The sequence below is a fragment of the Hyphomicrobiales bacterium genome (assembly GCA_039989895.1).
Lineage (GTDB): Bacteria > Pseudomonadota > Alphaproteobacteria > Rhizobiales > JACESI01 > JACESI01.
In genome coordinates this window covers 108,017-126,191 of record JBDXGY010000001.1, presented here as the reverse complement: position 1 = coordinate 126,191, position 18,175 = coordinate 108,017, and the positions used below count along the sequence as shown (strand labels likewise).

At 45.5% G+C, this 18,175-nt stretch carries 15 protein-coding genes; 10 read left to right on the top strand and 5 right to left on the bottom strand.

Features of this window, described 5'->3' with window-relative positions; translation table 11 throughout:
* The first annotated feature begins 37 nt into the window (after positions 1 to 37).
* The 6 genes from ftsH to rpoH all read left to right on the top strand — a co-directional run bounded on the left by ftsH (position 38) and on the right by rpoH (position 8,754).
* Positions 38 to 1,954 (top strand): ATP-dependent zinc metalloprotease FtsH, encoded by a 1,917-nt coding sequence (gene ftsH, locus ABJ081_00565; GenBank protein MEP6355158.1) that lies wholly within the window; start codon positions 38 to 40, stop codon positions 1,952 to 1,954.
* Between the two features lie 179 nt (positions 1,955 to 2,133).
* Positions 2,134 to 3,480: a phosphoglucosamine mutase gene (gene glmM, locus ABJ081_00560; protein MEP6355157.1), complete on the top strand. Its 1,347-nt coding sequence runs from the start codon at positions 2,134 to 2,136 to the stop codon at positions 3,478 to 3,480.
* Positions 3,481 to 3,761: 281 nt separating this feature from the next.
* On the top strand, positions 3,762 to 4,631 hold the full coding sequence (locus ABJ081_00555; protein MEP6355156.1) for an outer membrane beta-barrel protein: 870 nt from the start codon (positions 3,762 to 3,764) through the stop codon (positions 4,629 to 4,631).
* A gap of 200 nt (positions 4,632 to 4,831) precedes the next feature.
* Positions 4,832 to 6,004, top strand: coding sequence for a phosphoserine transaminase (locus ABJ081_00550; GenBank protein ID MEP6355155.1), 1,173 nt, complete (start codon positions 4,832 to 4,834; stop codon positions 6,002 to 6,004).
* A 77-nt stretch (positions 6,005 to 6,081) separates the two neighbouring features.
* Positions 6,082 to 7,668 carry a phosphoglycerate dehydrogenase gene (gene serA, locus ABJ081_00545; GenBank protein ID MEP6355154.1) on the top strand — a complete coding sequence of 529 codons (1,587 nt, stop codon included), beginning with the start codon at positions 6,082 to 6,084 and terminating at the stop codon, positions 7,666 to 7,668.
* 174 nt (positions 7,669 to 7,842) lie between these two features.
* On the top strand, positions 7,843 to 8,754 hold the full coding sequence (gene rpoH / locus ABJ081_00540; GenBank protein MEP6355153.1) for an RNA polymerase sigma factor RpoH: 912 nt from the start codon (positions 7,843 to 7,845) through the stop codon (positions 8,752 to 8,754).
* Positions 8,755 to 8,767: 13 nt separating this feature from the next.
* Here rpoH and ABJ081_00535 read toward each other — a convergent pair whose 3' ends face one another.
* Positions 8,768 to 10,831: a hypothetical protein gene (locus ABJ081_00535; GenBank protein ID MEP6355152.1), complete on the bottom strand. Its 2,064-nt coding sequence runs from the start codon at positions 10,829 to 10,831 to the stop codon at positions 8,768 to 8,770.
* A 32-nt stretch (positions 10,832 to 10,863) separates the two neighbouring features.
* Positions 10,864 to 12,156, bottom strand: coding sequence for an adenylosuccinate synthase (locus tag ABJ081_00530; protein ID MEP6355151.1), 1,293 nt, complete (start codon positions 12,154 to 12,156; stop codon positions 10,864 to 10,866).
* 240 nt (positions 12,157 to 12,396) lie between these two features.
* On the opposite strand from ABJ081_00530, the gene ABJ081_00525 reads away from it, so the two are divergent.
* Positions 12,397 to 13,326: a DMT family transporter gene (locus tag ABJ081_00525; GenBank protein ID MEP6355150.1), complete on the top strand. Its 930-nt coding sequence runs from the start codon at positions 12,397 to 12,399 to the stop codon at positions 13,324 to 13,326.
* A 10-nt stretch (positions 13,327 to 13,336) separates the two neighbouring features.
* Here the strand turns inward: ABJ081_00525 and ABJ081_00520 are convergent, their stop codons facing one another.
* The gene (locus ABJ081_00520) at positions 13,337 to 14,440 is read right to left on the bottom strand and encodes an RluA family pseudouridine synthase (protein ID MEP6355149.1); all 1,104 of its coding nucleotides are present in this window, start codon (positions 14,438 to 14,440) and stop codon (positions 13,337 to 13,339) included.
* 36 nt (positions 14,441 to 14,476) lie between these two features.
* Between ABJ081_00520 and ABJ081_00515 the strand changes: the two genes are divergently transcribed.
* On the top strand, positions 14,477 to 14,863 hold the full coding sequence (locus ABJ081_00515; protein MEP6355148.1) for a fimbrial protein: 387 nt from the start codon (positions 14,477 to 14,479) through the stop codon (positions 14,861 to 14,863).
* Positions 14,864 to 14,879: 16 nt separating this feature from the next.
* Here the strand turns inward: ABJ081_00515 and ABJ081_00510 are convergent, their stop codons facing one another.
* Together ABJ081_00510 and ABJ081_00505 are read right to left on the bottom strand one after the other, a co-directional pair.
* On the bottom strand, positions 14,880 to 15,953 hold the full coding sequence (locus ABJ081_00510) for a hypothetical protein (protein MEP6355147.1): 1,074 nt from the start codon (positions 15,951 to 15,953) through the stop codon (positions 14,880 to 14,882).
* 59 nt (positions 15,954 to 16,012) lie between these two features.
* Complete coding sequence (locus ABJ081_00505; protein ID MEP6355146.1) at positions 16,013 to 16,642, bottom strand: DUF1134 domain-containing protein; 630 nt, start codon at positions 16,640 to 16,642, stop codon at positions 16,013 to 16,015.
* Between the two features lie 137 nt (positions 16,643 to 16,779).
* On the opposite strand from ABJ081_00505, the gene ABJ081_00500 reads away from it, so the two are divergent.
* Complete coding sequence (locus ABJ081_00500) at positions 16,780 to 17,241, top strand: YHS domain-containing (seleno)protein (GenBank protein ID MEP6355145.1); 462 nt, start codon at positions 16,780 to 16,782, stop codon at positions 17,239 to 17,241.
* A 162-nt stretch (positions 17,242 to 17,403) separates the two neighbouring features.
* Entirely contained in the window at positions 17,404 to 18,048 is a 645-nt protein-coding gene (locus tag ABJ081_00495) for a histidine phosphotransferase family protein (protein MEP6355144.1), read from the top strand.
* Positions 18,049 to 18,175: the final 127 nt, after the last annotated feature.

Sequence of the window (18,175 nt, the reverse complement as noted above, 5' to 3'; positions counted from 1 at the left end):
TCATTAGAATGGTGCGGTAATTTAAAAAGGGTTGTTTATGAACTCGAATTTCAAAAATTTTGCGTTATGGGTTGTTATTATGCTGTTGGTGGTGGCGCTATTCCAGCTCTTCCAAAGTCCAACCCAAACGGTTGCAACAAGTACTATTCCTTATTCCGAATTTATGAGTGAAGTCGATAATGGTCGCGTCAACAAGGTTTCTATTGAAGCAGGCCAGGTAACAGGCACATTTGGTGATGGTAGTCGATTTAAAACATTTTCTCCGCCTGATGACCCCAGCTTGATTGAGCGTTTAGAAGCTAAAGGTGTTGTGATCAATGTGGAGCCAGAAGCACAAGGCTCACCTATTTTCAGTGCTCTTATTTCATGGTTCCCGATGCTTCTTTTGATTGGCGTTTGGATATTTTTCATGCGCCAAATGCAAGGTGGCGGTGGCAAAGCAATGGGCTTTGGCAAATCAAAAGCTAAACTTTTGACTGAATCATCAGGCCGCGTGATGTTTGAAGATGTGGCCGGTGTTGATGAGGCGAAAGAGGATCTTGAAGAGATTGTTGAATTTTTGCGCGATGCACAGAAGTTTCAACGTCTCGGTGGTCGCATCCCGCGCGGTGTTCTTCTTGTCGGCCCTCCAGGTACTGGTAAAACGCTGATTGCGCGTGCTGTGGCTGGTGAAGCTAATGTACCGTTTTTCACGATCTCCGGTTCTGACTTTGTTGAGATGTTTGTTGGTGTTGGTGCATCGCGTGTTAGAGACATGTTTGAACAGGCGAAGAAAAACTCACCGTGTATTATTTTCATCGATGAGATTGATGCGGTTGGCCGTCATCGTGGCGCCGGTGTTGGCGGTGGTAATGATGAACGCGAGCAGACCCTCAATCAACTTTTGGTCGAGATGGATGGTTTCGAGGCGAATGAAGGTGTGATTATTATTGCGGCCACAAACCGTCCTGATGTTCTTGATCCTGCTCTTTTGCGTCCAGGTCGTTTTGACCGTCAAATCACGGTTCCAAATCCGGATATTACGGGGCGCGAAAAAATCCTCAAAGTTCATATCCGCAAAGTGCCTTTGGCGCCGGATGTTGATTTGAAAGTGCTTGCGCGTGGTACGCCGGGCTTCTCAGGTGCTGATTTGATGAACCTTGTGAATGAAGCAGCGTTGCTTGCGGCTCGCCGGTCCAAACGTATTGTCACAATGGCTGAATTTGAAGACGCTAAAGACAAAGTCATGATGGGTGCGGAACGACGCACTCTAGTGATGGGTGAAGAAGAGAAAAAACTCACCGCTTACCATGAGGCTGGTCATGCTTTGGTCGCGCTTCATATGGAAGCATCTGACCCTATCCATAAAGCGACAATTATTCCGCGTGGTCGTGCGCTTGGTATGGTGATGCGCTTGCCAGAAAAAGATCAAGTCTCACTGACGCGCGCAAAATGTTACGCTGATTTAGCTGTAGCCATGGGTGGACGTATGGCGGAAGAGCTGATTTTCGGTCATGAGAAAGTGACATCAGGTGCATCTGGTGACATCAAAATGGCGACCCAATTGGCCACCGCGATGGTGACCCAGTGGGGCATGTCTGATGAGCTGGGCATGATTGATTATGGGCCTAATGAACAACAGGCTATGTATGGTGCCAGTAATACGACTATTTCCGGAACAACTAAAAAAACCATTGAACAGGAAATAAAGCGCTATGTGGATGACGGTTATGATACAGCCAAGCGTATTTTGACCGATCACAATGATGAACTTGAAATTATTGCCAATGGCTTGTTGGAGTATGAAACCTTAAGTGGGCAGGAGATCAAAGATCTCATCAAGGGCATTCCTCCCAAAAGGGATGATAGCGATGATACATCCTCGACCCGTGGCTCGGCTATTCCTAAAACGGGCAAAAAAGCATCTGGTGATGAACCTGATACGGGTGGTATGGAGCCACAACCACAAGGATAATTTTTCGCCTAATTTTAAACATACAAAAGGCTCTTGATCGTAATCAAGGGCCTTTTGTGTTCACGAAAAATGTCAAAGGTGATGCTTTAATTGTATTTGCAGGAATTTCGCAAATATTTAAGGACAATCAGGTATAGAAGGTTTTCTTTGCTTGATTAAATATGGAACAGGGTTTGACTATGGTGCGCAAATATTTTGGAACTGACGGTATTCGCGGCCAAGCAAATGCCTGGCCGATTACTCCAGACATAGCCATGAAGGTTGGTATGGCGGCTGGGTTAATCTTTAAGAATGGTGACCATCGTCATAGGGTGGTCATTGGTAAAGATACGCGCCTTTCAGGATATATGATCGAAACAGCCCTTGTGGCAGGTTTTACATCTGTCGGTGTCGATGTTTTGCAGTTGGGACCTATTCCCACGCCAGGTGTTGCGATGCTAACGCGCTCTATGCGCGGGGATATTGGTGTGATGATTTCTGCGTCACACAATGTGTTTTCTGATAATGGCATCAAGCTTTTTGGACCAGATGGCTATAAACTGTCAGATGATTTGGAACAACGTATTGAGAAAATGATTGATAGTGACCTCACGAGTCAACTTGCTAATAGTAGCGATCTTGGTCGCGCGCGCAGGGTTGAGGGAACTGTTGAGCGTTATGTGGAATATGCCAAACGCACTTTACCGCGTGGCATCAGTTTTGAAGGTTTGCGTGTTGCGATCGATTGTTCAAATGGTGCGGCATACAAGGCGGCACCGGAAGTATTATGGGAACTGGGCGCTGAGGTAATCTCGCTTGGTGTTGAACCAAATGGCATGAATATCAATAAGGAATGCGGTTCAACCAATACGGATCTTTTGCGCCGCAAGGTGCGCGAAGTGCGCGCAGATATTGGCATCGCGCTCGATGGTGATGCGGACCGGGTTATTATTGTCGATGAAAAAAGCAATGTGGTCGATGGCGACCAGTTGATGGCGGTTATCGGTCAATCATGGAAGAAGAGCGAGCGTCTTTCTAAAGATGGTATTGTTGCCACGGTCATGTCAAACCTTGGTCTTGAGCGCTTCTTAAACGACCAGAAAATTGCTCTTGCGCGTACAAAGGTTGGCGACCGTTATGTTGTCGAGCACATGCGTCAAAATGGTTTTAATGTAGGTGGTGAACAATCGGGGCATATCGTTTTATCTGATTATTCAACCACAGGCGATGGCCTTGTGGCCGCCCTTCAGGTGTTATCGGTTGTCGTGAATGAAGATAAGCCAGTGAGCGAAGTATGTCACCGCTTTGAGCGTGTCCCGCAAATTCTCAAAAATGCACGTTACACCGGCGGTGAGCCGCTTGAGGATGACAAGGTGAAGCAAGCCATTGATGATGGGCGTTTGAAACTTGGCAATGCTGGCCGCGTGGTTATCCGCAAATCAGGAACAGAGCCGCTTATCCGGGTTATGGCCGAAGGCGATGACAACACAACGGTAGAAGGCGTGGTCGATGATATTATCGATGCTGTTGCGAAATCTGCGGCCTAAGCCTTATCATTGGCTATTTAATAATTAAATTTCTGTTTTGTTTTGTCTCTTTGGTCTTTGGCTATGCTTTATGCCGCCTATTTTAATATAAAATTAATATTTCCCGAAAAAATATTAACGATTACTTGTTGTGTTTTATGATTTACACGTTTTTTTTGTTAAGCATTATGATTAATCTACGTGGTTAATAACACTTTAAGTATTTTGGCTCATTATCCTCTGCAACGCTGGGTTTAATCTTGGCTACCATTTGTGGCAAACAGTAAGAAGAGGATTTCTCAATGAGCCGTTTTTTAAAAGTCGGCATTGTCGCTTTGAGCGCGACAGCTTTGTCGTCAGTTATCGCTATAGCGGCAGATCTGGACCCGCCAGCGCCCGTCATCGAGCACAAACCGGTTGTTGCAGCAGCAGGTGGTGGTTTTTATCTGCGTGGTGATATCGGATATTCTATCTGGTCTGAGCCTGATACTGTCTTTCAAAATGATGTAGCTGGTTTCAGTTCTGGATTTGATAATGAAAATGCTGAGAATGCTCTCGTCTTTGGCGGTGGTATTGGTTATAAATTCCGTAAATACCTACGGTTTGACCTAACAGCGGATCACAGAACGAATAAAGACCTTGACGGAACAATTGAGTGTGGTGCTTGTCTAGCATTCCCAACAATTGGTGACCGTACATTAGGCCTAGACCAAACACTTGACCTGTCTACATTCTTTGCAAATGCTTATATTGATGCAGGCAGCTTTAATGGCTTTACGCCTTATGTTGGCGGTGGTGTTGGTTTCGCTTATCTTAATTATGGTACGTTCATTAGCTCAAATAACCCAACAGCTGGTAACACGCCTGGTGCAGACCCTCTTGAACTTGCTGCTGCTAACCCATCAACTGAAGCAAATCAGCTTTTCGAAGGTGAAGATGACCTTCGTTTTGCTTGGAACCTACAAGCTGGTTTGTCGTATGAGTTGAATGACAACCTCGCGCTTGATGGCTCTTATCGCTATACGCGCATCAATGGTGGTGATGTTGCTCAGACTGCTGTTGGTCCAATCGTATCAGATGATCTAGATGGCCACGAGTTGCGAATTGGTCTTCGCTATACATTCGGTGGTGCTAAACCTTCTTATCAAGCGCCTTCGCCTATCTTTAAATAAAAGATAGATACGGTTTATAGATTTTAAAAGCGGTGGGTTTTCCCGCCGCTTTTTGTTTGCACTAAAGCTTATTTTGCTGCGTTGCAAAATAAATTGGTCATTACCGCTTTTTAGCAATTGACACCTTCATCCCAAAAATATATCTCCGCAGGTGGGACACCCTTCCCCAACGAAGGGCAAACTATCTGTGAGGATAGACTATGACAGATACAATGAAACCGGCTGCGCGGCCGGAAAATCCGCGTTTTTCTTCTGGCCCTTGTGCTAAAAGACCTAATTGGTCACTTGATGCCCTCCAAGATGCGGCACTTGGCCGTTCTCATCGGGCAAAAATTGGCAAATCAAAACTCAAACAAGCCATTGACGAGACGCGCGCTCTTTTAGGCGTGCCGGATGACTATCGAATTGGCATTGTGCCAGCTTCAGATACTGGTGCTTTCGAAATGGCCATGTGGACTATGCTCGGCGCACGCGGTGTGACCATGTTATCATGGGAAAGCTTTGGCGCGGGCTGGGTCAGCGATGTGACCAAGCAATTGAAGCTTGAGAATGTAACCTCGCTTCATGCTGATTATGGCCACTTGCCGGATCTTGGCGCGGTTAATTTTGACGATGATGTTTGCTTTACATGGAATGGCACAACCTCTGGTGCACGGGTTCCTAATGGCGACTGGATTGCAAGCGACCGCGCAGGCCTCACGCTTTGTGATGCGACATCAGCGGTTTTTGCGCAGGATATGGCGTGGGATAAACTCGATGTTGTCACTTACTCTTGGCAAAAAGTGCTGGGCGGTGAAGGCGGCCACGGTGTTATCATTCTGTCACCACGCGCTGTTGAACGCCTTGAAAGCTATACGCCGTCATGGCCTTTACCTAAGATTTTCCGCCTCACTAAAGGTGGCAAATTGATCGAAGGTATCTTTACCGGCGCAACCATCAATACGCCTTCTATGTTGTGTGTTGAAGATTATCTTGATGCCCTGAACTGGGCGCGATCTGTTGGCGGCTATTCAGGACTTTGTGCCCGTGCGGACGCTAACTTTGCTGTACTGAATGATTGGGTTGAAACAACCGATTGGGTTGATTTTTTGGCTGATGATCCAGCCACTCGCTCCAACACGTCAGTGTGTCTGGTGATTTCAGATTCTGAAATTGCTGCGCTTGATACTGATGAACAGGCAGCTTTTGCGAAAAAGATAACAGCACTTCTCGATCAAGAAGGCGTTGCTTATGATATCGGGGCTTATCGCGATGCACCAGCCGGACTTCGTATCTGGGCAGGTGGAACAGTTGAAGCCGATGACCTTAAAGCACTGACCGGATGGCTCGATTGGGCATTTGCCACTCTTAAAGCTTCAGCAAAGTCTGCTTAATTTACCTTTCAAACTCTCATGGCCTGATAAAGGCTAATCCGGCATTGGTCGGTTAAAAGACAAAAGGAACTCCTCCTATGGCACCTCGTGTACTCATTTCAGATAAACTTTCTCCAACAGCCGTTCAGATTTTTAAAGACCACGGCGTTGAAGTTGATTTCCAGCCAGACCTTGGCAAAGACAAAGACAAACTTCTTGAAGTCATCGGTCAATATGATGGTCTGGCTATTCGCTCTGCGACAAAGGTAACGGAAAAAATTATTGCGGCTGCTGATAATCTTAAAGTTATCGGACGTGCAGGTATTGGCGTTGATAACGTTGATATACCTAGCGCATCAGCGAAAGGCATCATTGTTATGAACACGCCTTTTGGTAACTCAATCACCACAGCTGAACATGCAATTGCGATGATGTTTGCTGTTGCTCGGCAAATACCGGCAGCGGATATGTCGACACAAAAAGGCAAATGGGAAAAGTCCAAATTTATGGGCGTTGAAGTAACATCCAAAGTGCTCGGCATTATTGGCGCGGGTAACATCGGTTCTATTGTTGCTGATCGCGCTCTTGGTTTGAAAATGAAAGTGGTTGCCTTTGACCCATTTTTAACCCCTGAACGTGCGTCTGATATGGGCATTGAAAAGGTGGAATTGGACGAGCTTTTTGCGCGTGCTGATTTCATCACGATGCACACGCCACTCACAGATAAAACCCGCAATATTATTGATGCCGCAGCCATTGCAAAAATGAAAGACGGTGTTCGTATTATCAATTGTGCCCGTGGTGGTTTGATTGTTGAGGCTGATCTGGCTGAAGCGTTGAAAGCTGGCAAAGTGGCGGGAGCTGCGATTGATGTTTTTGAAGTAGAGCCTGCGAATGAAAACGTTTTGTTTGATTTACCAAATGTGGTTTGCACACCTCACCTAGGTGCGGCGACTTCTGAAGCACAAGAAAATGTGGCCTTGCAGGTTGCTGAGCAAATGTCAGAATATTTGATGAAAGGTGCTGTGAGCAATGCGCTGAATATGCCTTCAATCACTGCTGAAGAAGCACCGAAGCTGACGCCTTTTGTTAAGCTTGCAGAAAATCTTGGTCTGTTCGCCGGTCAAGCCACGGAAACGGGTATTAAGTCAGTTCGTATCGAGTATGAAGGTGATGTTGCTGAAATGAATACCAAGGCTTTGACGGCTGCGGCTCTTTCAGGATTGATGCAACCTTTATTACAGACGGTGAATATGGTTTCTGCGCCAGTCGTTGCTCGTGATCGTGGTATTAAAATCGAGGAAGTGGCTCGCGCACAAGAGGGTGCTTATGAGAATTATATCCGTTTGACGATAACAACGGAGAAACAAGAACGCTCAGTGGCTGGCACTGTTTTCTCAGATGGTAAGTTGCGGATTATTCAGATTAAAGGCATCAATATGGACGGTGGATTCTCATCCAACATGCTCTATATCACCAATTATGATAAGCCTGGCTTCATCGGTCGCCTTGGAACAATGCTTGGCAAATATGACGTGAATGTTGCTACTTTTAATCTTGGCCGCAAAGAGCAAGACAATGAAGCAATCGCACTTCTTGCTGTTGATGGTGATATTTCGGAAGATTTATTGCGAGATATTGGTACGCTTGAAGGTGTTATTCAGGTGAAATCGCTTCAATTTTAATCCATGAATTGTAAGGGCCGCCTTTTGGTGGCCCTTAAAGTCTTTGCTTGAATGAGACTGAATTGCCATATTTTTGATTAGTTTTTTGAAAATAATTGATATAATTCTTATATGATATGATATCAGTGTCGATGGGTTCTCTATCGATAGACGGCAAGACCAAAGGATTTGTGAATGGCGCAAGGCAATCTTCCGACAATTTCATCAGGTGATGGCGGTCTGTCTTCATACCTTTCTGAGGTTCGCAAATACCCCATGCTTGAACCTCAAGAAGAGTTCATGTTGGCGAAAGCATATCAGGAACACGGTGATAGAGCTGCGGTCGAGAAAATGGTTACAAGCCATTTGCGACTGGTTGCTAAAGTGGCGATGGGATATCGGGGTTACGGATTGCCGATTGGCGAGGTTGTTTCAGAGGGTAATGTCGGGCTGATGCAGGCCGTGAAAAAATTTGACCCCGACAAAGGATTTCGCCTAGCCACCTATGCGATGTGGTGGATTAAAGCCTCTATTCAGGAATATGTCCTTCGTTCTTGGTCGCTTGTGAAAATAGGTACAACCGCCAGCCAGAAACGGTTATTTTTCAACTTACGTAAAGTTAAAGGGCAAATTCAAGCCGTTGAAGATGGCGATTTGCGCCCTGAACAGGTGACTACAATTGCCACCCGCCTCGGTGTCTCTGAAAGCGACGTGCTTTCAATGAACCAACGCATGTCAGGTGATAAGTCACTTAATGCGCCTATTCGTACAGAGGATGGAGCAGGGGAGTTTCAAGACTGGTTGGTCGATGAAGGCGATACGCCTGATGTGATCTATGAGCAGCAAGAAGAGCTTGATCATCGCCGTGCGCTTTTGAAAGAAGCAATTGATGTGCTTGATGAGCGTGAAACGCGCATTTTTCAGGCTCGGCGTATAGAAGAGCCATCTTTAACGTTAGAGCAGCTTTCCGAAGAGTTTGGCGTCAGTCGTGAAAGAATACGCCAAATTGAGGTGCGCGCGTTTGAGAAAGTTCAACGCGCTGTAAAACGCCTCTCTCGTGAATCGCTGCAATCAAATATTGAAGCGATTGAAGCGCCTAATCATTGATCGATTAGGCGACTTATTTCTCCCAAGAGATGAATGCTTGTTCTAAAGCTTTCGTGCCAGCTGCGCTTTTTTCCAAAGTTAATATTGCCCGTTTCCCGCTGGCAAAAGTTACTGGGATATCGAACCACTTAAGTTTCTTTATCGCGTCGACATTGCTGGCGAGGTCGGCCGCACGAGCTGACATGGCTATCCAGAAAACATTGTCAGATACTTTGACGACCGCGCCGATTAATTGCTGGCCATTATCTTGTTCATTTTCTTTCATCAAAACACCGGCAACATTATTAATGCTGTCATTAGCAAAAAGCTGTCCGGTTTTAAATTCGATCTCGATCAAATGGCTGGCGGGTAGTGCTTCATCAAGATTGCGCATGATCTCAAAACGCACATTTAAATCGCGGTTTTGAACGCGCGCGTTACCGCGCACTGAAGGCAGGCTCGTTGAGCCAATAACTTCACTGCCCTCTGGGATGAGTTCCCATGTTACATTACCTGTTGATACATCGGGGCGCCCTGAATCTTTCCGCTCTTCATAAAATATAGCGCTGGCTGTAAAAATATTTGTGACAGGCGTTGTTGTTGCCTGTGTTGTGTCAGCGGGCGCTTGTGACGCATCAGTATTATTTGGCGGCGTTACAATAGGCTCTTCCTTCGGTGTTTCAACGTTTGGCACGACCGGTGTAACTGTTTCCGCCTCAGAAGTAGAGGAGGGTAGGGATGGTGTGTTTGAAGGCACGCTCGCAGGCTCTTCAGTTGGCAGGGTGATCCTATTTCCAGGCGTTATTTCTGGTGCGCTGATTTGCTCAGTTTCTTTAGGAGCGACCTCTAATGGTGTGTCTAAAATACGGTCTTCAGCTTTTTGTGGAAGGTCAGATGCATTTTCATTTGTTGCGGTTGGTGTCGTTACGGTTTCTTCTTTTTGCGTTAGTGAACTAAAGAAGTCGGTGGTCGATTTTTGTACTTTTTCAAAGAGCGGTGCAATTGTTGGTTCTAGTGCATCACGCTTGGCCCAGCCAAAAGCACCTATGCCAAAGATAATGAGTAATGTTAAAATCCAAAACAGACCTTTGCTGCTTGGGTTTTTCTCAGCGGCTGCAACGAGAGCGGCCTCATCACTATTGGCCTCACTGATATTTGGTGTCTCTGATGAATCAAATTCCTCAGGCATCTCGGATGTTTGTGTATCGGCGAGTGCTTCTATCTCATCGAGGGGTGTTTGATCGTCGGGGGTATCTAATGTTGTGCTTGGTTCATTGATATCCGGAAAATTTGATACATCCACATCAGGCAGAGTGTCTTCTGCTATTGTTTGCTTCAATTCGTCCAATGGGTTTAAGTTTTCGGCATCAATGCCTTTAAGGGTTTGCTCGGCTTCTTCAATGATGTCGAGACCCTTTAGTTCTAGTGTCGTATCTGGAACTTCTGGAACTTCTGGAACTTCTGGTATATCTGGAATACTTGCTTTAGTGAGCTGTTCAACGTCAGGCATAGCTTCTTCAAGAGATGGTGCATCGCCTGTTTGATTAGATAAATTTTCAGCTAGGGCAATTAAAGGATCAAGATCAGGATCCGTTATTGCCGTTGGCATTTCGGCATTTTCTGGTGTTGTCTCGGTGACTGGTTCAGGTGTTGGCTCAACTATGGGTTCAGGTGTTGGCTCAACTATGGGTTCGGGTGTTGGCTCAACTATGGGTTCGGGTATTGGTTCAGCTACGGGTTCGGGTATTGGTTCAGCTACGGGTTCAGGCGTTGGTTCAGCTACGGCTTCAGGTGTTGGTTCAGCCACAGGTTCAGGCTGTTCCATTGTTGGCACATCGGCTTCAATATTATTGACAGCATCTGAAACGGCACTTTCGAGATCAGATATTCCATTAAATCCGTTTTCCGTATCCCTTACAGCTTCTTCAAGTTGGAGGCGCTGTTTTGAGATTTCGGCAGGTGAAAGCGGAGGCTCGAGAGACGAGAGTTGACGCATGAGTGCGCCTCTGGCCTTGTCATAAATTGTGCGACGGGCATCTTCGGTGTTTTCAGTTAAGCCTGAAATCGCGCGATCTAATATTGAACGATAGTCTGCCATGATAGTTCCATATTTTCTTATTTAATCTAATTCTAGTCCTGAAATGGATCTTGAACAAGAATAGTATCGTCGCGTTCGGGAGAAGTGGATAATAAAGCGACAGGAGTCTGGATAAGTTCTTCTATATGTTTAACATATTTTATGGCCTGAGCTGGCAATTCATTCCAAGTTCTAGCGCCGACAGTTGTATCATGCCAGCCCTCCAGTGTTTCATAAATAGGTTCAACACGTGCTTGAGCGCCTTCTGATGCGGGCAGATAGTCGATGATTTTACCATCTAGCTTATAGCCAACACATATTTTTAGTTCATCGAGGCCGTCAAGTACGTCAAGTTTTGTCAGTGCGATACCGGTGATGCCAGAGATTTTCGCTGTTTGGCGTACAAGGACCGCGTCAAACCAGCCGCATCGGCGTTTTCGACCTGTGACAGTTCCAAATTCATGGCCGCGTTCGCCCAAAAATTGACCGACTTCATTATCTAGTTCTGTGGGAAAAGGACCCTCGCCAACGCGGGTTGTATAGGCTTTTGTGATGCCAAGCACATAGTCTATGGCATCAGGCCCAAGGCCTGAGCCACAGGATGCTTGACCTGCAATGGTATTTGATGAAGTGACATAGGGGTATGTGCCATGGTCAATATCAAGAAGCGCGCCTTGTGCCCCTTCAAATAGTAATCGGTCACCTTTTTTGCAGTGTTCATCAAGAAGGCGCCAAACGGCAGCCATGTAGGGAAGAATGATAGGGGCTACTTCTTCCAGCTCTTTATAAATAGCATCTGCAGAAATTTCAGGTTGGCCAAGACCGCGCCTTAATGGGTTGTGATGTCCTAAAAGGCGATCAATCTTGCCGCGTAGGCTGTTCAAATTGGCTAGGTCCATGAGGCGTATAGCGCGACGGCCAATTTTATCCTCATAGGCGGGGCCGATGCCTCGCTTGGTTGTGCCTATTTTTGTGCCCTCGCTTGAGCCTTCGCGTATGCCATCAAGCTCACGGTGGAGGGATAGAATAAGCGTTGCGTTTTCTGCAATTTTCAATGTGTCAGTATTGATGGTGACGTTTTGTTCGCGCAGGCGACCAATTTCGGCAACCAATGCGTGGGGATCAACGACAACACCATTACCAATGACTGAAGTTTTCCCATTGCGAACTATCCCGGAAGGGAGCAAGCTTAATTTATAAGAAACGCCATCAATGACGAGCGTATGCCCCGCATTATGGCCTCCTTGAAAACGCACCACAACGTCAGCGCGCTCTGATAACCAGTCAACAATCTTACCTTTACCCTCATCTCCCCATTGGGAGCCAACTATCACTACATTTGCCAATTTTTCTACTTTTCGTTATTTGATGGCTATAAGCCGCTCTGGTTTCACAAAAAATACCCTGCGATCACTTAACTTTGTAGCAATGTGTAGCTCGGGCGGCTGGACTATAGGCGAGCTTTGACGCTATGGCGATACTATCAACCAAGTTATTTGTCTAATTTATTTTCTTTTTCACTTTTAAATACCTTAATTAAGTTTGGTTGGCTTTTTATGGTTCTGTCATATGGATAAATTTAATTAATGCTCGGCTTAGGTCATACGGTTAAGCGCTTCGTTAACAACGGTGTTGTTGTTTTGTTGATTGCTACTTTTTTTTGGGGCGGGAATGCTGTTGCAGGAAAGTTGGCTCATGGTGAGGTCTCTCCCATGTTATTGACTTTTTTCAGGTGGAGTATTGCCTCATGCATCCTTTTCCCTCTAGCGAAGAAAAAATTGTCGATTGATTGGCCTGTTATACGCAAAAATTTGATCTATTTTGCACTGATGGGGTCGATAGGATTTACGACTTTTAATATTCTGCTTTACACAGCGCTCACTCATACGAGCGCGCTTAATGTGACCATTGAACAGGCTGCAATGCCTATGTTCATTTTCCTTATCAATTTTATTATCTTTCGTTCAAAACCCTTCTTTGTCCAAATTATAGGCTATATTATTACCCTCATAGGTGTTGCTGTTACCGTGACCCATGGTGATATTTCTCGTTTGGTTGCGCTCGATTTTAATATTGGTGATGTTATTATGATGGGGGCAGCTTTTTTGTATGCTGGTTTTACAGTGGCGTTACGTTCAAAGCCTGATGTGCATTGGTTGAGCTTTCTTATTGTTTTGACAATCGCTGCGGCTCTTTCTGCTGTGCCATATGCTTTATATGAAGCAAGCACGCCAAAGTTTATTTTCCCTTCGACAACGCTTGCTTGGGGGATTGTTCTTTTTGCGGCAACGCTGCCATCAATCGCGTCACAAGCTTTTTATATCAAAGGCAATGAACTTCTGGGCGCGAATAGTGCCGCTTTGTTTTTAAATGCAGTGCCTGTCTTTGGGGCTTTGTTGGCTGTGCTGGTCTTAGGCGAAGCGTTTCTTTGGTATCATGCGGTGGGCATGCTGCTCGTGATGGGTGGCATCATGCTTGCGCAACATTTCGCCAATAAGCGAGGCAAGATAGTTTAATTTGACGGCGTTAGCCGTGTTTTTTGAGTGTGTTGGCGAGTTTTTGTAAATCCTTGGGTAAAGGACTTTCAAAACTCAAAGTCTCGCCGGTGCGGGGATGTTCTATTTCCAGTAAAAAGGCGTGCAGCGCTTGTCGCCCAAGTTTTTTGATCTGGTGTGCTACATCTTGCGGCATGCGAGCAGATTTTGTTGCAAAGCCAGTGCCATAGACGGGATCGCCGATTAATGGGCAACCAATGTGTGTCATATGAACGCGGATTTGGTGTGTGCGTCCTGTCTCCAGGTGGCAAGTAACTAAACTTGCCAGTGCCTCGCCTTTGTTGGCATCGCGCCCATAGGTCTCAACCACATCATAATGGGTGATTGCCTCGCGGCCGTCTTTCTCGACTACGGCGATTTTAAGCCGGTTGTTCGGTGCGCGGCCAAGTTGAGTTTGAATGGTGCCTTTGGCACGTGATGGTGTGTTCCATACGATCGCTTTATAGGCGCGACGCAGGGGGCCGGTGCGGCCATGGTCGGCAAATTGGGCGGCTAACCCTTGGTGGGTATGGTCGTTTTTAGCGACAATCAAAAGGCCTGAGGTTTCTTTATCCAGACGATGCACAATGCCAGGGCGCCTCACGCCACCAATGCCCGAAAGACTATCGCCGCAATGATGGATGAGCGCATTGACCAAAGTGCCGGTCCAATTGCCTGCTGCGGGATGGACGACCATATCTGTCGGTTTATTGACGACAATCAAATCATCGTCTTCAAAAACGATATCAAGCGGGATATCTTCACCTTGTGGCGTTGGGTCTTCTGGTAGGGGTATTAAAAGAACAACGCAATCGCCTTGCTTCAGCTTGATTTTAGGGGGTGCTGATTTTGTGTTCACCGTGGCATTGCCGCTCTTGATAATGTCCTGAAGTCGACTCCGTGAAAATCCATCTACGGCCAGTGGTAAAAAAGCATCCAGGCGCATGCCTGCATCGCTTTGCGTGATCTCGAATGTGTAACGTTCACCAGTTTCTAAAATTTCAGTCTTTAGAGGGATGCGTTTTTCTGTAATATCAGATACTAAATCCTCTGATAGTGCTTCATGAGCCTCATTTATTTCTGAATGATCTGGCATGGTGTTGCATTCAAATCCAATTATAGTAGGTCGCAATTGTCTGAACCATTTAACGATGAAAAACAAGAAGAACCGCTGGATCCAGCAATGGAGCGTGTGCGTATCAAGCTGCGCCGGCTATTATTTGGCTCAACCATGATTATGGTTTTAGGTTTAGGATCTGTTTTTGCAGCTATATTTTATAAAATAAATCAAAGCGATGAAAGTGAGACAGCAGCCTACAGTGTGCCGTCGGTTGTCACCGAGGCTGATTTGCGCCGCGCATCTTATCCTTTGCCCGCTGGTACTCGCATTATTGGGGTTGCGCTTGATGGCAATAATTTGGCTGTCACATATGATGGTGAAGGCGGCGAGGGCGGTGTCTTGTTGATTGACGTGCCAAGCTGGCAAGTCTTCTCTGTTATGGCACTACCGCAAAAATAAACTCTGAATTTTTCTGTCAAGCTTTTTCGGTTTGTGTCGGTTTGGCCTTGGTGGTCTTCCTTGCGCGCGTAGATGATGCGCGAGAACTTTTGGGTGCTGCTTTTGTTGTTTTTTTAGCAGCTGTTAGTCCCTTTGCCTTGGGTAGTTTTGGTGTTTCTTTATTTGAGTGATCCATCAGTGCTTGGATTCGGGATGACAATGATCCACTATTGGTTTCATCAGACGTGGTCAAAATTTCAGTAATTTTAGAATTATCCCCTTCGATGGTTGCTGTTATATGCGCCATTTGGGCAGCCATATTTAACAATTCTTCTTGTAGGTCTGCTATAGAATCTGTGTCTGATGTGTTCTGTGAGCGAGCGTTTTCGCCACCCAGCGTGGATGGTAGTTTGGCTTTGGGCAAGCGAATGGCTTTTTTATCTTTTGAGCTGCTGCTTCCTGCGATGCCAGGTGTATTCAAGGCAATAGACAGCTGCTCCTGCAAATCCGAGATTTTTTTGTTCGCTTGTTTGTTTTTATCAATGAGAGCGCTGAGCTTAGCCTCATTTTGGGGCGTTGATTTGTTTTTTGATGATGGCTTTATCTGATTATCGTCATCTGAAGTGGTGCTCTTGTCCTCCGTCTTCAGGCTTTTGTTTTCTTTGCGCAGTGCGAGCTTTAGTTCACGGTTTTCTCGTATCATCCGGCGGGAGCGTTGCTCCAACCCAGCATAGTCAGCATCGCGCTTTCTTAGGCGATCATTGAGATCAATTTCTTTACTACGAATTTCTTCTAAAGCCAGCTTGCCTGCCTTGCTGATTTTATTGGTGGCACTGATTTTTTCGTTGAATTCATTGAGTTCAATGTTTTGGGCAGATATTTTTTCGGCCTGCTTATCGATTTTCATTTCAAGTTTGCGCAATGCAACAGCATGTTCTGCACGCAATTGATCCTTGTCCGCTGACATTTCTGCCGCAGTGAAAGGCATGTTCTCACGCATTTTATGGACAGCAGACCTTGAGGCTTGGCCTGTCAGAAAAGGCAAAGCTAATAAAGCTATTAAGGCCGCGACCAAAAACCCGGCAGTGGAAAAAAGAGCGATTTCAATCAAGCAACAAAAACTCCCCAACTTTGGGTTTAGTTATACATCCAAAATATTATTTTTCGAGACTAGAAGGGGTTAATTGTCGCTTTGGTCGTGAACTTTAGATAACCAACGTTAACGCCCAATCTGGCACCAACGCCACTTCTGATAGGAACAACGATGGTGTTTCCTCGTTTTCTAACAGACATTTCCACGCCACCGATTACGACGGCAGACCCACTTACACCGGGAAACCTCTTATAAAGGGATTCAACATCAGGAAGCTGATAGACGAGCATCATAGTGCGTGTGCCTGCGCCACCAAAATCCCAACCGATCGTGGGCCCTTGCCAGAAGGCTTTATATTGTCCTGAGCTTTTTGTATGCAGAATACCTTCGCCATATTGAAGCCCGCCTATGAATGCGCCAGCAGCTTGCTCACCCAGAACATAACCGTTTGGAAGGCCGAAGCGTGAGAATGCTCTTTCAACCACACTGGCTAATCCACCTGATACATTGCCAAAAAACTTATGGCCGGTGTTTAAAATTTCATCCACTGTGAATGTATCATTGGGATTGATGTTACTTTGCTGTGCCGCCGCACTGTGCGGTGTGGCGAGAACGACTGTGAGAGTAAAGACAAGTGCAATAGATAGCTGCAATAATGAATATTGCGAGACAAACAATGATTTTGCGAATAAATTAAAGCGTCGCATGGTACATCCTTTTTAGATAGTCAATCATAGGGTTAGATAATATTAGGCTTGTAAATTGGTCAGTTTAACGATTTTTCCAAGTTATAGACGCATTACTGGTTTATCTGATTTCGAATCAATGAGGATTCTACATGATTGTGGCCAAATTTCTTATGCCTGTTTTTAGCCTATTCACGGCACTTGCATTTTCATACCCAGTTTATGCCTTCAATCTTTTCGTAACAAGTCCTGCCACAGGGATAGCCATTCATGGTTTTGATCCTGTCGCTTATTTCGATAAGAACGCAGCGATTATGGGTATCGGGGGTTATGAAGCTGAGTGGGGCGGTGCTTATTGGAGATTTCAGAATGCGGCAAATAAAGAACGATTTTTAGAATCGCCAAAAGCCTTTGTTCCTAAGTTTAATGGATATGGGGCTTATTCGGTGGCGCAAGATCGCTTGACTGAGGGGAATCCGAATGTTTGGGCTATTTATGAAAATAAACTATTGTTCTTCTATTCGATAGAAGCGCGGGATAAGTGGATACAAAAACCTGTCCAATATACTGAATTGGGCGAAAGTAATTGGGAACAGCTTCGGATGACATTATCAAAATAATTATGTTTTATGATTACAGCGTTTACCGAAGCCTAGAGCGAATTCCACACTAAATGTAATGCAACCACAAGATAGATCATTGTATCCCTTGGCATCTTTGATTTCTGAAGATACCTCTATGGGGGCGATTTTTTGATTCGTAAATTCACGAGAGGTAAAATTATGGCTGATAAAAGCAAAGAATTAGAAGCAAGCGATCTTGGGGCGCTATTATGCAGCAAAGTTTGCCATGATATTATTTCTCCAGTTGGTGCTATTACAAACGGCCTGGAATTGATGGAGGAAGACATTGACGGCTCCATGCGAGATATGGCTATGGACCTGATTAAACGCAGTGCAACACAAGCTTCCGCCAAGCTAAAGTTTGCTCGCATAGCTTACGGTGCTGCGGGTTCAGCGGGTGCTGAAATTGATACCGGCGATGCTGAAGAAGTGGCACAGGGTTATATGGTGGCAGAAAAGGCCGACCTTGAATGGAAGATAGAGCGGCAGTATTTGCCAAAAAATCAAGTTAAATTAGTACTTAACCTCCTATTGCTGGCGTTAAATTGTGTGCCTCAAGGTGGAAAAATTACCATTTCAATGGAGAAAGAAGATGGGAACCCATCTTTCAAATTACTCTGTTCTGGTCTGAAGGCACGCATTGCTGAGAGTGTTGCGGCAATGGTCAAGAGCCTCCCTGAGGAAGAGCTGGTGGATGCTCATACTGTGCAACCATATTATTGTGGCTTATTAGCACGATTGTCGGGTTTAAATATCACAATGCTAATGGAAGGCGAGGACGCTGTGATCACTGCCAGCGCTTGATTGCTTGGGTAATAATTTAGGTATTTCGAATTATTTTGAACTTTCCGCTCTAAGTTTTAGTCTATATTAACGCTTTAAATGAAAAATGAACGCCATGTAGCCGCGAATTTAATTACCAAATTCGGCA

Coding starts and splice junctions, on each gene's coding strand:
- ABJ081_00555 (MEP6355156.1), top strand. CDS start 3,762: ATGAGCCGTTTTTTAAAAGTCGGCATTGTCGCTTTGAGCGCGACAGCT.
- serA (MEP6355154.1), top strand. CDS start 6,082: ATGGCACCTCGTGTACTCATTTCAGATAAACTTTCTCCAACAGCCGTT.
- ABJ081_00495 (MEP6355144.1), top strand. CDS start 17,404: ATGGCTGATAAAAGCAAAGAATTAGAAGCAAGCGATCTTGGGGCGCTA.
- ABJ081_00550 (MEP6355155.1), top strand. CDS start 4,832: ATGACAGATACAATGAAACCGGCTGCGCGGCCGGAAAATCCGCGTTTT.
- ABJ081_00535 (MEP6355152.1), bottom strand. CDS start 10,831: ATGGCAGACTATCGTTCAATATTAGATCGCGCGATTTCAGGCTTAACT.
- glmM (MEP6355157.1), top strand. CDS start 2,134: ATGGTGCGCAAATATTTTGGAACTGACGGTATTCGCGGCCAAGCAAAT.
- ABJ081_00525 (MEP6355150.1), top strand. CDS start 12,397: ATGCTCGGCTTAGGTCATACGGTTAAGCGCTTCGTTAACAACGGTGTT.
- ABJ081_00505 (MEP6355146.1), bottom strand. CDS start 16,642: ATGCGACGCTTTAATTTATTCGCAAAATCATTGTTTGTCTCGCAATAT.
- ftsH (MEP6355158.1), top strand. CDS start 38: ATGAACTCGAATTTCAAAAATTTTGCGTTATGGGTTGTTATTATGCTG.
- rpoH (MEP6355153.1), top strand. CDS start 7,843: ATGGCGCAAGGCAATCTTCCGACAATTTCATCAGGTGATGGCGGTCTG.
- ABJ081_00520 (MEP6355149.1), bottom strand. CDS start 14,440: ATGCCAGATCATTCAGAAATAAATGAGGCTCATGAAGCACTATCAGAG.